The organism is Roseateles chitinivorans, from assembly GCF_050632235.1.
Lineage (GTDB): Bacteria > Pseudomonadota > Gammaproteobacteria > Burkholderiales > Burkholderiaceae_C > Roseateles > Roseateles chitinivorans_A.
Genome location: NZ_CP192584.1, coordinates 665,404 through 678,864 on the forward strand (window position 1 = coordinate 665,404; position 13,461 = coordinate 678,864).

Here is a 13,461-nt window from a genome sequence, read left to right on the forward strand (position 1 = left end):
GGCGCAGCGTTTCCGCTGCGCCCTCCGGAGACCGGGAATCCGGTGCTTACCTGGCCTTGCGGCGGCGGGCGACGATACCGAAGGCCAGCGCGGCGGCGCCCAGCAGGGCGATCGAGTCCGGCTCCGGCACGGCCTGGGTCGTGACCAGCGTGAGCGATGCCGCCGGTTGCAGGCTCGATCCCGCCCAGATAGCTTCCTCCACCTTGCCCACGAACGAGTCCAACAGCGACGCGCCCACCACGAAGCGATTGCCGCTGGCGTTCAGCAGATCGTTCAAGGCCGCGCCGGTCAGCTGCACCGAGGTGGCCCGCGTTCCGTCGTTGTACACGCCGGGGATCACCGCCGTGCCGTACGAGGCACCAGAGCCCAGATCGCCGAACGCTGCTGTGCCGCCTGTGGCAGCCAGCAAGGCGTCGATCGAACCCTTGTAATCGAACAGGCCCAGGTGTTTCTCCGGAATCCAGCCAATGTTCCCACCGTTGGCGAAGAAGGTGATGGTTGCGGACACGATCGTCTGGCCAGCGGCCAGTTCGGGCAGCGTGAAGGCATAAAAACTGCGGTACTCAAAACCGGCGTAGAGGCCGGTGATCGTGTTCGAGACGGATGCGTCATGCAGACCGTCACTCCGGTACCAGCCGTTGTCGATGGTATTGAACGTCACCGTGGACGCTTGACTCGCCAGACTGGCGACTGACAGGGCAACGGAGGCAAGGAGGCGGGTGAGCAGGGTCATGACTGGTTCGACGGATTGTTCTGAGTCCCAAAAAGCAGGACGCGAGCCAGCTTGAAAATTCCCAATGGTGTCAAGCGCTTGCCGATTGACGCTTGCAGGCTTGGCGTGGTTTGTAAAGCAGGTCGACACATATCCGAGCGAAGCGGAAGAGGCTTCAGGACACCCGTTTGTCGACTGGTGCATCAAACCATTCCCAAAACGCATAACCCCGACAAGCGTTGGAGTTACGGCGTGATTACATTGGAACCAGTGTTCGGCGAAGCACCACGCTGAGGCGCGGCATTGGGTCAGCTCCGCGGTCTCCTCCTCTGAAAAACGGGGTCGGGAGCCACCGGAACGGAGCTGACCCAATTCCGCTTTTCATATCCTCAAATTGGAAACCGCCATGAACCAACCTGTGATGGAAGGCTTGCGCCTGAACGTACCGGCTTACGTCAAACACCAGCGCCTCGTCGCCTGGGTCGCCGAGATCGCTGCCCTCACCGAGGCCAAGGAGGTCTACTGGTGCGATGGCAGCCAGGCCGAGTACGACCGCCTGTGCCAGCAGCTCGTCGACGCCGGCACCTTCCAGAAGCTGAACCCGGCCAAGCGCCCGGGCAGCTACCTCGCGTGGAGCGATCCGACGGACGTGGCGCGCGTCGAGGACCGCACCTTCATCTGTACGAAGAACAAGCTCGACGCGGGTCCGACCAACAACTGGATGGATCCGGCCGAGATGCGCGCGCTGCTGCAGCAGGGCGACAACGCCCTGTTCCGCGGCGCCATGCGCGGCCGCACGCTGTACGTCGTGCCGTTCTCGATGGGTCCGATCGGCTCCCCGATCGCCCACATCGGCGTCGAGCTGTCCGACAGCCCCTACGTCGCCGTGAACATGCGCATCATGACCCGCATGGGTCGCGCGGTCCTGGACACGCTGGGTGACAACGGCGAGTTCGTGCCTTGCGTCCACACCGTCGGCGCGCCGCTCGAAGCGGGCCAGGCCGATGTGAAGTGGCCGTGCAACAAGACGAAGTACATCGTCCATTACCCCGAGACCCGCGAGATCTGGTCCTATGGCTCCGGCTACGGCGGCAACGCGCTGCTGGGCAAGAAGTGCTTCGCGCTGCGCATCGCCTCCACCATGGGCCGCGACCAGGGCTGGCTGGCCGAACACATGCTCGTCCTGGGCGTGACCTCGCCCGAAGGCAAGAAGCACCACGTCGCCGCCGCCTTCCCCAGCGCCTGCGGCAAGACCAACTTCGCGATGCTGATCCCGCCGAGCGGCTTCGAAGGCTGGAAGGTCACGACGATCGGCGACGACATCGCCTGGATCAAGCCCGGCAAGGACGGCCGCCTGTACGCGATCAACCCGGAAGCGGGTTACTTCGGCGTCGCGCCCGGCACGAACGAGAAGACCAACCCGAACTGCATGGCCAGCCTGGACAAGGACGTCATCTTCACCAACGTCGCGCTGACCGACGATGGCGACGTCTGGTGGGAAGGCATGACCGACACGGCGCCGTCGCACCTGATCGACTGGCAAGGCAAGGACTGGACCCCGGCGATCGCCAAGGAGACCGGCGCCAAGGCCGCGCATCCGAACGCCCGCTTCACCGTCGCCGCGACCAACAACCCGGCGCTGGACGCCGAGTGGGACAACCCCGCCGGCGTGGCCATCGACGCGTTCATCTTCGGCGGCCGCCGCTCGACGACCGTGCCGCTGGTGACCGAAGCCCGCGACTGGACCGAAGGCGTCTACATGGCCGCGACCATGGGGTCCGAGACCACCGCCGCCGCCGCCGGCCAGCAGGGCGTCGTGCGCCGCGATCCGTTCGCGATGCTGCCCTTCATGGGCTACAACATGGCGGACTACTTCCAGCACTGGCTGACCCTGGGCGCCAAGCTGGCCCAGTCCGGTGCCAAGCTGCCGGCGATCTTCTGCGTCAACTGGTTCCGCAAGGGCGCCGACGGCAAGTTCGTCTGGCCCGGCTACGGCGAGAACATGCGCGTCCTGAAGTGGATGCTGGAGCGCGTCGACGGCCAGGGCCAGGGCGTCGAGCACGCCTTCGGCACCAGCCCGCGCTACGAGGACCTGAACTGGCAAGGTCTGGCGTTCACGCCGGAACAGTACAAGACCGTCACCCACATCTCGAACGAGGACTGGGCGACGGAGCTGAAGCTCCATGACGAGCTGTTCGTCCAGCTGGCCCAGGGCCTGCCGGCGGAGCTGCCCGCCACCAAGGCCAAGATCGAACAGCGCCTGGCCCAGGCCTGATCGCTCTCCGGATTCCTCCCGGCGACCGCCTCGAAAGAGGCGGGTCCGGGGGGCCTGAAAAGGCAAAGCCCGCTCGAAGTGATTCGAAGCGGGCTTTTCTTTGCTCGGTCTGAAGCGACATTCAATGAGAGCCTGCGCTCACATCACGATGTCTCCAAACGTCGCGACCGGGCCCGTACGGCGCCCGGCGGGGGTCGGCTGATCAGCCGTTACGACGGGCGTTCGCGGCGCGCAGCTCAGCGGCGAAGGAGGGCATGCTCTCTTCGTACTGGGCGGCGAGGGCCAGGATCTCGCGCTCGGCGCGAGCCATCTTGGCGGACTCGATGCGGGCCTTGACGTTCGTGATCGTGCGGGCCCAGACGCGGGCGCCGATCGTGGCGAACGTGCCGCCGCGACGCACCGTGCGGCTCAGGGGAAGACCGAAGGTTTGGGTAGCGACGCTCATGGCGATTTCCTTTGATTGGCTTGTTTGGGTCGGCTCTGTAGAACCGATGGACCGAACTATAGGGTTTGCCCTAGGCATGTCGCCAATGAAAGATGGGCATTGAATGTATGAACACTGTGCATATCATTGGGCGGATCGCGTCCGGGCCGTGATGCGCGTCACGTCGCCCGCCCTGGAATGCCAAGGAATGCGCAAGCCGAGGCCCCGACGACCGGCATGACGATGTCGATCGGACCGTTGCGCGCTCGCCAATCCCGTACGTTTTCCGTGAAAAAGTGCCGCCCATGAGCTTCCGGAACCTCGATCTGAACCTGCTGAAGGTGTTCGACGCCGTCATGGCCGAGCGCTCCATGACCCGCGCCGCGGAGCGCTTGTCGATGACGCAGCCGGCCGTCAGCCATGCGCTGAAACGGCTGCGCGAGGCCCTCGGCGAGGACCTCTTCGTGCGCCAGGCCTTCGGGATGAAGCCGACGTCGCGGGCGGAAGGGCTCTGGCCGGAAGTCCGGTCGGCGCTGACCCGGCTTCGGGTGGCGCTGGACCCCGGCGACTACCAGCCGACGTCCGAGGAGTACACCTTCCGCCTGGCGATGGCCGATGCGACCGCCGCGCTGATCCTGCCGCCGCTGATGCAGCAGCTGGAGCAGATGCGGGCCCTGGCCAACGTCCATGTGCTGCCGCTCACCACGCGCGACCCGCGCCAGCTGCTGGAACAGGGGGAGGCGGACTTCGCGCTCGGCTACTTCCCGAACGCCGTCGCCGCGCTGAAGGGTCAGGGCGACATGGCGGCGATCCGGCAGCAGCGGCTGTACGACTCGTACTACGTCTGCGTGATGCGCCGGGCGCATCCGCTGGCCGACCAGGAATTGACGCTGGATGCCTTCTGTCAGGCGCATCACCTGCTGGTGAGCTTCTCCGGCCGCCCCTACGGCTTCGTCGACGAGGCGCTGGCGGCGCTCAAGCGCAGCCGCCGGATCGCGCTGACCGTCAACCAGTTCTTCACCGCTGGCCGGGTGGTGGCGCACTCGGACCTGCTGACGGTGCTGCCGCAGTCCTTCATCACCGCCACCGGCTACCAGGACGCGCTGATCTACCGCCCGCTGCCGATGCCGCTGTCACCGGTGCATGTCGACGTGCTCTGGCACCTGCGCAACGAGGACCGCAGCGCCCAGCGCTGGATGCGCGAACGGCTGATCGACGCGGTGCGTCCGCCGTCCGCCGGCATGGCCGCCAACACGCCCATCGACACGCCCGCCGACCTGAGCGGCGACAATCGCGCCCCATGAGCATTGCCCACGACCTTTCCGACGCCGAGTTCGACGAACTCGACGAACTCCTCGCCATCACGCCCGAACCGCTCGAGCCGCTGGACGCCTCGATGCTGGACGGCTACCTGGCCGGCGTGCTGGTGCAGCCCCGCCTGATCCCGATCGAGGAATGGCTGCCGCCTATCTTCGACTACGAAGGCCGCGACCTGCCCGACGATGTCGATCCCGCCTGGCTGGCCCGCATCCGCTCGCTGGTGGAACGCCGCTTCGCCTCGCTGAACCAGAGCATGCTGGAGCAGGGCTGGTTCTACCCGGTCGTGCTGGACCTCGACGCGGAAGAAGCCAGCGAGGACGCAGGCGCCGAAGACGGCGAAACGCAGGCGGCCGTCGAGCCGGCCGCGGTGGAAGCCGTCGCCGACGAGCCGGTGGATCCGGACGCGCAGCAACTCCCGGACGACCCGATCACCCAGGCGCTGCTGCCGTGGGTCGGCGGCTTCGAGTACGCCGCGGTGACCTTCCCCGACCTGCACGAGCAGGCCGACGACAACATCAACGCGCTGCTGGCGCGCCTGTACCGCCACCTGCCGGCCGATACGCCGGAGGAAGTGGAGATCGTCGAGCTGCTGAACCAGGAGCACCCGCTCAAGAACATCGACGAGGCGATCGAAGACCTGATCCTGACGGTCGTCGACCTCCAGGAAGCGACGGAGCAGCAGCGTTATCACGTCGAGCAGGTGCGCCGCGACACGCCCAAGCTGGGCCGCAACGATCCGTGCCACTGCGGTTCGGGCAAGAAGTTCAAGAACTGCCACGGCGCGGCCTGATCGCCGCCGGCCGTCACGCCGCGCCCGAGGCGCCGTGACGACGGTGACGACGAAGACCGTGAAGACGCATGACGCCGGCCCTCGCGCCGGCGTTTTTCATGGTCAGCCGCCGGTCGCGAAGTCGGTGATCGACACCGTCCGCAGCGCTGCGTCCAGCAGCGCGACATCGCCGCCGAGCAGTCGGCTGGCCTCACGCGCCGCGCCGAGCACCGCGCGGCAGGCGTTCAGCATCGTCTCGGGCGGAGACAGCCGCACCCGCGGCCCCGAGGCGGCGATCGCGCCTTGCACCCGGCCGTCGATGGCGAACACCGGCGCGGCGACCGAGGCCGTGTCCGGCTCGCGCTCGCCGTAGGAGACGCCCCATCCGCGCTCGCGGAGGGCCGCGTGGGCCTCGCGATGGTCGTTCGAGAAGGCGCACAGCACCTTGCCCGAGGCGCCCTGGTGCAGCGCGTACTGCTGCCCAACCGCCACGGCCGCGCGCACCGAACGCGCCGGCTCCCAGCGATGGATCGCGATCCTTGCCTCGCCGTGCCGGACATAGAAGGACGCCGTCTCGCCGGTGTCCGCGCTGAGCTGCTTGAGCAGCGGCTCCACGATCGGCCCCACGTGGAAGGAGCGCTGATAGATCGTCGCCAGGCGCAGCGGCGCTGGGCCGATGGCGTACTGCCCGTCCGGAAGTCGTCGAATGAAGCCCCCGTGCTCCAGCGCGGCCAGCAGTCGCAGCACCGTGCTCTTGTAGAGGCCGGTGCGTCGCGACAGCTCCGCGAGCGACAGGGCGTCATCGTCCTGGCCGAACGCACCCAGCAGCGCGAACGCGCGGTCGAGCACGGCGACGCCGCTGGATTCGGCGGAAGCCTCGGGGTTGTCGACAGGTGCGTTGTCTGATTCGGCCACGGGTAATCCCTCGTCTCGGGCACTGCGGAGACGTCCTACAGTTCTATCAAATAAACTGACGTTCTGCTAGATAGAACAAACACGGAGACGCGACATGAAGCAGTCCTTGGCCCCGCAGGTCCTGATCCGAGGCGCCGCCTTCACCCTGATCGCTGCCTCGGGCGCGGGCATGACCGCGACGGCGGCGCTGGCCGCCGACGCGGCCTTCCCGACCCAGCCGATCCGGCTGATCGTTCCCTTTCCGCCGGGGGTGGCACGGACATCGTGTCGCGGCTGATCCTCGAGAAGATGCGCGAGGACACCGGCTGGACCTTCGTCCCGGACAACAAGGCCGGCGCGGGCGGCAACATCGGGCTGGACGCCGTCGCCAAGAGCAAGGCCGACGGCTACACCCTGGGCATGGGCCAAACGGCCAACCTGGCGATCAACCCGACGCTCTATCCCAAGATGCCCTACGACGCGGCCAAGGCCTTCACGCCGGTCGCGCTGGTCGCCGGGCAGCCGGTGGTGCTGGTCGTCTCCTCGTCCTCGAGCTTCAAGACGGTGGCCGACCTCGTCGCCGCCGCCAAGGCAAAGCCTGGCACCTTGACGATGGCCTCCGCCGGCAATGGCACCGTGGGCCACCTGACGGGGGAGCTGTTCTCCAAGCAGGCCGCCATCCAGGTGACCCACATCCCCTACAAGGGCGCCGGTCCGGCGGCGACGGACCTGCTGGGCGGTCAGGTCGACTACTACTTCGCGACGCCGCAGACGGTGGTGCCCTTCATCAAGGCGGGCAGGCTGCGTGCGCTGGCGATCAGTTCCGCCGTGCGGCTGCCGGTGCTGCCCGACGTCCCCACCGTGGCGGAGAGCGGCTTCAAGGGCTTCGACACCTCGGACTGGAAGATGATCGTGGCACCCGCCGGCACCCCGGCGGCGGTCGTCACCCGGATGAACGCGCAGGTGCAGAAGGCGCTGTCCAAGGCGGCCACGATCGGGCAGCTGCAATCCGAAGGCAGCGTGCCGATGGCCGGCACGCCGCAGCAGGCCGCACAGTTCCTGGTACGCGAGCAGAAGCGCTGGGGCGACGTGGTCCGCAGTGGCAACGTCAAGGTCGACTGAGCGCGCGACGGAGCCTCGCATGAGCCAATCCCCGCTGCGCGGCGTCCGCGTCCTGGACCTCACCAACGTGCTGGCCGGCCCCTTCGCGTGCCATCAGCTGGCGCACCTGGGCGCTGACGTCATCAAGGTCGAGGCGCGCGAGACCGGCGACCTCGCCCGCCAGCTCGGCGCCGACACCGCGCTGAACCAGGCGCACATGGGCGTGTCCTTCCTGGCGCAGAACCCGGGGAAGCGCTCGATCACCATCGATCTGAAGCGGCCGTCCGGCAAGGCGGTGTTCCGCAAGCTGGTGGCGACGGCGGACGTCGTCGTCGAGAACTTCCGGCCCGGCGTGATGCAGCGGCTGGGTGTCGGCTTCGACGAGCTGCGCCAGGTCAACCCGCGGCTGGTCTATTGCGCGATCTCGGGCTTCGGCCAGGACGGCCCGCTGCGCGACCTGCCCGCTTACGACCAGATCATCCAGGGCATGTCCGGGATGATGAGCATCACCGGCGGTCCGGACACGGCGCCCTTCCGCGTCGGCCATCCGGTGGCCGACACCATCGGCGGCCTGACGGCGGCGATGGCCATCGCCGCGGCGCTGGCCGACAAGGAACGCGCCGAGGCGACGTTCATCGACGTGTCGATGCTCGAGGCCGCGATGGCGACGATGGGGTGGGCGGTGTCGAACCTGCTCGTCGCGGGCCGTGAGCCGCAGCCGATGGGCAACGACAACGTGACGGCCAGCCCGTCCGGCACCTTCCGCACGGGGCAGGGGCTGCTCAACATCGCGGCCAACAAGCAGGAGCAGTTCGAGGCCGTCTGCGACACCGTCGGTCATCCGGAATGGAAGACCGATCCGCGCTTCGTCGACCGCCACGCGCGGCTGAAGCACCGCGCCGAGCTCAAGCATCTGCTGGAAGCGGCCATGAGCGATCGTCCGGCCGCCGAGTGGTGGCAACGACTCAACGACGCAGGCGTGCCGGCGGGTCCGGTCTACTCGGTGAAGGAGGCGCTGGCGCATCCGCAGGTCGCCGATCGCGGGATGGTTGCGAATTTCGAGAACGTGCCCGGTGTCGGGCGCGACGTCCGCGTGCTGCGCACCGGCTTCAAGCTGAACGGCCAGGCGCCGTCCGTGTCGACGCCGCCGCCGCGGCTCGGCCAGGACACCGAGGCGATCCTGGAGGAGCTGGGTTATGGCGCCGCCGAGCGCGCCGCGCTGAAAGAGGAGAAGGCCGTATGAGCACCAACGACGACCAGGCGAGCGCCAACGGCGGGCCGGTGCACGATCAACGCGTGCCGGACTGGTGGCGCACCTCGATCATCGAGATGTCGCCGGGCGTCATCCGTTATCGCGGCCACGCCATCCAGGACCTGATCGGACAGGTCAGCTTCGCGCAGATGATCTGGCTGATGACGCGCGGCGAGCTGCCCGGTTCGGAGCAGGCCAAGCTGCTGGACGTCGCGCTGATGGCCGCCGTGGACCATGGTCCGCAGGCGCCGAGCATCGCCATCGCGCGCATGGCCGCGACCTGCGGCGTCGGGCTCAACAACGCGATGGCGTCGGCGATCAACGTGCTCGGCGATGTGCACGGCGGCGCGGGCGAGCAGTGCGTGGAGATGCTGCAATCGATCGCGATGCGCATGGACGCCGGCGCCTCGCTCGAGGACGCCACCGCCGCGGGCCTGGACGAGGCGATCGAACAGCGCGGCAAGTTCGTGTCGGGTTTCGGACACCGCTTCCATCCGGTGGACCCGCGCGCGCCGAGACTGCTGGAACTGGTCGACGAGGCGGCGCAACTCGGCGTGGTGTCCGGCCGCTTCGCGACGATCGGTCGCGCGGTGGAAGCGGAGCTGCAGCGGCGCAAGGACGGCCGCCGCATCCCGATGAACATCGACGGCGCAACCGCCGTCATCTATGCCGAGCTGGGCTTCCCGGCGCCGCTGGCGCGGGGGCTGTTCTGCATCTCGCGCTCCGTGGGCATCCTGGCGCATGCCTGGGAGCAGACGCAGCAGGGCGGTCGCAACAAGGGACCGATGCCGCGCGAGTACCTCTGGACCTACGACGGTCCGCCCGCCAGGCGCTGAAGCGACGATTCGGCCGGCCGGGGCACAGGCTCAGACCTCGATGACGAGGTCTGGCCGGTAGTCCTCCTGCTCGCCCTTGTTGGCGTAGCCCAGCGGATTCGCGACGACGCGGCAGCGGTGCGGTCCGTCGCCGCGCGGCCCGGAGGCGGACTCGACGACGTAGTCGTGAGCGCAATGCAGGTGACCGTGCAGCCACAGGTCCGCGTAGGGCAGCAGGTCGTCGAGCGAATTGCAGAAGCCGGCCGTGCCCGGCGTCAGGCCGTAGCGCGGGTCGGCGCTGCGCAGGGTCGGCGCGTAATGCGTCACCGCCACCGTCTTGCCGTCGAAGGGCCGTTCGAGCGCTTCCCGCAGCCAGGCCTGGCATTCCAGCGCCAGGTCGCGCTGCCGTTCCGCCAGCATGTGCTGCCCGTCGATCAGCGTCGAGAACCGGCGCAGGTAGTGATTCGCCGCGCGGAACGCCTTCTCTCTGGCCGCCAGCTGCTTGGTCGGCGTCGTCTCGCGCGCGGCCAGCGCGTCGAAGTCCGCCCACAGCGTCGTGCCGAGGAAACGCACGTCGCCGACGACGATTTCCTCTCGGTCCAGCCATTCGATGCCGAGGTCCTCGCAGGTCTGGCGGAGCCGCGCGTGCGCGGTGGCGAACTCGATGCCGTCGTACTCGTGGTTGCCCGGCACGTAGAGCACCCGCGGCCAGGGCGCGCCGTCGCGCTTCGGCGAGAAGCGGCCCAGGCCGAAGTCGTCCGTCACCAGCCGCGAGCCGGCCTGGTACGAGCCGACGTCGCCCGCGAGCACCAGCAGGTCGACGTCCGGCGCGGCGATCGTCTGGAAGTCGGTCTGGCGTTCGAGATGGAGGTCGGAGATCAGTTGCAGGCGCACGGCGGTCGGCGGAGGGCGGATGTCGGAAAGCGCGATTGTCCAACGTCAAGGACGACGCAGCCTGCGGCGCGGGTGCGGCTTTCCGGAAGCGGCCCTGTGCCACACTGGTCCGAGGCCGGACGTCGGCCGTCACAGAGGGAGATCACGATGAAGATCCTCGTCGCCGTCGATGGCAGCACGTACTCGAAACGCATGCTGGCCTACCTCTCCGCCCACGATGAGTGGCTCGGCGGATCCCACGACTACACGGTGGTCCACGTGGTCCCGGGCGTCCCGCCTCGCGCGGCCGCGGTGCTCGACAAGGTCGTGCTCGCCGAGTACTACCAGGAAGAGGCCGGGAAGGTCCTCAAGCCGATCCGCACGTTCATGGACAAGCGCGGCATCAAGGCCCAGTACGTCGTCAAGACCGGGCACGCGTCGGAGGCGATCACGGCCGTCGCCGAGAAGGGCCGCTTCGATCTGCTGATGATGGGCTCGCACGGCCACACGGCGCTGGGCAAGCTGGTGCTGGGATCGGTCGCCACCAAGGTCATGGCCCACAGCGACGTGCCGGTGCTGCTGATCCGCTGATCCGCCCGCGCTGCGGAAGCGCATCCCGGCAATGCAAAAGGCGCCCGCAGGGGCGCCTCGCCGCGTCAGCTGCGCCGGGCGGCCATCCAGGACAGCGGCGACTCGATCGTGGCCGGCGGGGCCGATTCGGACTCCAGTCCGTAGTCGCTGCGCCGGAAGTCCTCGTACTCGCTGTCGTCGCCGAAGCTGGCTTCCATCCCGAACGCCGTGCCCATGTCGGCCGGCTCCGGCGCTTGACTGCCAGGCGAGTTGCGACGGAAAAGGCGGAGGGCGGAAGTGATGCGCATGATGGACCTCGTCGGAAAGCACGGGGTGTGACCGTCGCGAGGTGCCGATGCCGCACCCCGCGATAAGCACAGTTTGCGCGCCTTCGTCTTCAGGCAAATCCCCAGATCGCGGGTGCGCCGAAATGGTGTTCACAAATACACACAGATTGGGGCGTGCTCACCACAGTGCGGCGAAATAACCACGTGCCCCACTTAGGTGTGATGCCCCCTCATTCAGGGGTGACTATGCTCCGGGTCTTCCCTGGTTCGCGGAAGCCGTTGCTTTCTCATGTCTCCATTGATTCACAAGTCGATGACCTGGGCGATCGTCAGCAGTGTCGTGCTGACCTCCGCCTGGTTGGCCAATTCCGTCCAGGACAAGCACGAGCGAGGCGGATTCCGGATGCGCCTGGTCGAGCAGGGCGCCGCGCCCGCCTCGGCCACGCCGCCCCTGGTCCAGGCACATCTGCAAGCGCAGGCGCAGGCCAGGACGCAGGTCCAGGTCGCGTCCCTCAAGCGCTGACCAGCGCGTCCCGGGCCCCTCGGGCCAGCGCCTCTCCGATCTGATCCAGCAATGCCGGAGGCGCGCCGCCTTCCGGCGCTGAGGCCTTTCCGGCATTCGAGGCCGTCTCGCCGCCGAGTTTCCATTGGTGCCAGTACAGGGCGACCTCGACCTGGACCTCCGGCCGCAGCGCCACCAGTTCCCCGCTCGCGAGCAGCGGCCGGACCTGGAGCTCCGGCGCGACACCCACTCCCCAGCCCATCCGCACCGCGTTCACGTAGCCTTCGCTGGATGGCACGTAACGGGCGTTCAGGCGCGCGGACCGCAGCCCCATCGCCTGGCGGACCCACTGCTGCTGGGCGTCGTCCTTGCGGTTGAACACCAGGAACGGGACCTGCGCGAAGTTGGCCGCGCCCAGCCCGGTGGGCAACGCCTGGGCGACGAATGCCGGACTGGCGACGGCGATGTAGCGCATCACGCCCAGCGGCTGGGCGATGCACCCGCGCAAGGCCTGCGGCACGGTCGTGACGCAGCCCAGCACCTCGCCCTGCCGCAGCCAGTCGTGGGTGAAGTCCTGGTCGTCGACGATCAGCTCCAGCCCGAATCCCTCCCGCAGGCCGCGTTGCACCAGCGGATCGAGCGCCGGCAGGACCCAGGTCGCCAGGCTGTCGGCATTCACCGCGATCGGCAGCCGTTCGGCCTGGGCCGCCTGCACGCCGAGTTCCCGCACGAGGTCCGAGCGCAAGGCCGCCAGCTGCCGCGCGTAGCGCAGCAGCCGCTTGCCGGGATCGGTGAGCCGCAGCGGCCGGGACCGCACGACCAGCAACTGGCCGACCTGTGCCTCGAGGCTGCGCAGCCGTTGCGACACGGCGCTCTGCGTGATGGCCAGCGTCTCCGCGGCCCGCTCGAAGCTGCGTTCATCGGCCAGCGCGGCCAGACAGTCCAGGCCGGCGGCGTCCAGGTCTTTCATAAGCATCTCTAATGGATTCGCTGAGATATTAATCCTGCTTCATCAAAGCCGGGACGCTCATGACAATCCGCCGATGTCATCGCCCAGCGCAGCCCTGTTGCAAGGTTGGCTCACCGGAGCCGGCCTGATCGTCGCCATCGGCGCGCAGAACGCGCTGGTGCTGCGCCAGGGGTTGATGCGCCAGCACGTGGCGCCGGTCGTCGTGGTGTGCGCGCTGTCGGACATGCTGCTGATCTGGCTGGGCGTGTTCGGGCTGGGCCGGCTGATCGCCGCGAGCCCGCTGCTGATGGAAATCTTCCGCTGGGGCGGCGCCGCGTTCCTGCTGGCCTACGGCGCCAAGGCGGCGATGCGCGCGCTGTCGCCCCGGGGCGGCCTGCAGGCGCAGGCTGGCAGCGCCTCGCTGACCACGGTGCTGGGCAGCACCCTGGCCATGACGTATCTGAATCCCCATGTCTACCTGGACACGGTGGTGCTGCTGGGCACCGTCGGCGCGCAGCAGCCGGCCGGCCTGCAATGGCCCTTCGCGGCGGGCGCCTCGGTGGCGTCCTGGATGTGGTTCTCGCTGCTGGGCTTCGGCGCGGCGGCGGTGGCGCCGACGTTGCGCCGGCCGGCGGTCTGGCGCAGCATCGATGCCTTGATCGCCCTCGTGATGGCCCTGCTGGGACTGCAGCTGATCCTGCGCCCGCTGGCCTGACAC

14 protein-coding genes and 1 pseudogene are annotated in these 13,461 nt (G+C 68.3%); 9 read left to right on the forward strand and 6 right to left on the reverse strand.

The features are described 5' to 3' along the window. Positions 1–46: 46 nt before the first annotated feature. Complete coding sequence (locus tag ACQ859_RS02905; protein WP_431264537.1) at positions 47–733, reverse strand: PEP-CTERM sorting domain-containing protein; 687 nt, start codon at positions 731–733, stop codon at positions 47–49. A 385-nt stretch (positions 734–1,118) separates the two neighbouring features. On the opposite strand from ACQ859_RS02905, the gene ACQ859_RS02910 reads away from it, so the two are divergent. Then, positions 1,119–2,987, forward strand: coding sequence for a phosphoenolpyruvate carboxykinase (GTP) (locus tag ACQ859_RS02910; RefSeq protein WP_431264538.1), 1,869 nt, complete (start codon positions 1,119–1,121; stop codon positions 2,985–2,987). A 202-nt stretch (positions 2,988–3,189) separates the two neighbouring features. Here the strand turns inward: ACQ859_RS02910 and ACQ859_RS02915 are convergent, their stop codons facing one another. After that, positions 3,190–3,432: a hypothetical protein gene (locus ACQ859_RS02915; protein ID WP_067279865.1), complete on the reverse strand. Its 243-nt coding sequence runs from the start codon at positions 3,430–3,432 to the stop codon at positions 3,190–3,192. 284 nt (positions 3,433–3,716) lie between these two features. On the opposite strand from ACQ859_RS02915, the gene ACQ859_RS02920 reads away from it, so the two are divergent. Then, positions 3,717–4,715 carry a LysR family transcriptional regulator gene (locus tag ACQ859_RS02920; RefSeq protein ID WP_431264539.1) on the forward strand — a complete coding sequence of 333 codons (999 nt, stop codon included), beginning with the start codon at positions 3,717–3,719 and terminating at the stop codon, positions 4,713–4,715. Then, positions 4,712–5,521, forward strand: coding sequence for a UPF0149 family protein (locus ACQ859_RS02925; protein ID WP_431264540.1), 810 nt, complete (start codon positions 4,712–4,714; stop codon positions 5,519–5,521). Before ACQ859_RS02920 ends, ACQ859_RS02925 begins: the two co-directional genes overlap by 4 nt. A 102-nt stretch (positions 5,522–5,623) precedes the next feature. On the opposite strand, the gene ACQ859_RS02930 is transcribed toward ACQ859_RS02925, so the two are convergent. Beyond that, entirely contained in the window at positions 5,624–6,415 is a 792-nt protein-coding gene (locus tag ACQ859_RS02930) for an IclR family transcriptional regulator (protein WP_431264541.1), read from the reverse strand. Between the two features lie 169 nt (positions 6,416–6,584). Between ACQ859_RS02930 and ACQ859_RS02935 the strand changes: the two are divergent. The 3 genes and pseudogenes from ACQ859_RS02935 (at position 6,585) to ACQ859_RS02945 (ending at position 9,583) form a co-directional block, all read left to right on the forward strand. Next, positions 6,585–7,516: pseudogene (locus tag ACQ859_RS02935) on the forward strand (Bug family tripartite tricarboxylate transporter substrate binding protein). Positions 7,517–7,535: 19 nt separating this feature from the next. Beyond that, positions 7,536–8,738 carry a CaiB/BaiF CoA transferase family protein gene (locus ACQ859_RS02940; RefSeq protein WP_431264542.1) on the forward strand — a complete coding sequence of 401 codons (1,203 nt, stop codon included), beginning with the start codon at positions 7,536–7,538 and terminating at the stop codon, positions 8,736–8,738. Further along, a complete protein-coding gene (locus ACQ859_RS02945) occupies positions 8,735–9,583 on the forward strand; it encodes a citryl-CoA lyase (protein ID WP_431264543.1) in 849 nt (282 codons plus the stop codon). Before ACQ859_RS02940 ends, ACQ859_RS02945 begins: the two co-directional genes overlap by 4 nt. A 30-nt stretch (positions 9,584–9,613) precedes the next feature. On the opposite strand, the gene ACQ859_RS02950 is transcribed toward ACQ859_RS02945, so the two are convergent. Next, on the reverse strand, positions 9,614–10,456 hold the full coding sequence (locus tag ACQ859_RS02950; protein WP_431264544.1) for a metallophosphoesterase: 843 nt from the start codon (positions 10,454–10,456) through the stop codon (positions 9,614–9,616). Positions 10,457–10,603: 147 nt separating this feature from the next. Between ACQ859_RS02950 and ACQ859_RS02955 the strand changes: the two genes are divergently transcribed. Further along, the gene (locus ACQ859_RS02955) at positions 10,604–11,026 is read left to right on the forward strand and encodes a universal stress protein (protein ID WP_431264545.1); all 423 of its coding nucleotides are present in this window, start codon (positions 10,604–10,606) and stop codon (positions 11,024–11,026) included. A gap of 65 nt (positions 11,027–11,091) precedes the next feature. Here ACQ859_RS02955 and ACQ859_RS02960 read toward each other — a convergent pair whose 3' ends face one another. Continuing rightward, positions 11,092–11,313: a hypothetical protein gene (locus ACQ859_RS02960; RefSeq protein ID WP_431264546.1), complete on the reverse strand. Its 222-nt coding sequence runs from the start codon at positions 11,311–11,313 to the stop codon at positions 11,092–11,094. A gap of 268 nt (positions 11,314–11,581) precedes the next feature. Here ACQ859_RS02960 and ACQ859_RS02965 point away from each other — a divergent pair, with 268 nt between their 5' ends. Then, positions 11,582–11,815 carry a hypothetical protein gene (locus tag ACQ859_RS02965; RefSeq protein ID WP_431264547.1) on the forward strand — a complete coding sequence of 78 codons (234 nt, stop codon included), beginning with the start codon at positions 11,582–11,584 and terminating at the stop codon, positions 11,813–11,815. Here the strand turns inward: ACQ859_RS02965 and ACQ859_RS02970 are convergent. Continuing rightward, positions 11,805–12,764, reverse strand: coding sequence for a LysR family transcriptional regulator ArgP (locus tag ACQ859_RS02970; RefSeq protein ID WP_431264548.1), 960 nt, complete (start codon positions 12,762–12,764; stop codon positions 11,805–11,807). The genes ACQ859_RS02965 and ACQ859_RS02970 overlap by 11 nt on opposite strands. 73 nt (positions 12,765–12,837) lie before the next feature. On the opposite strand from ACQ859_RS02970, the gene ACQ859_RS02975 reads away from it, so the two are divergent. Continuing rightward, the gene (locus ACQ859_RS02975) at positions 12,838–13,458 is read left to right on the forward strand and encodes a LysE/ArgO family amino acid transporter (protein WP_431264549.1); all 621 of its coding nucleotides are present in this window, start codon (positions 12,838–12,840) and stop codon (positions 13,456–13,458) included. The last annotated feature ends 3 nt before the right edge of the window (positions 13,459–13,461 follow it).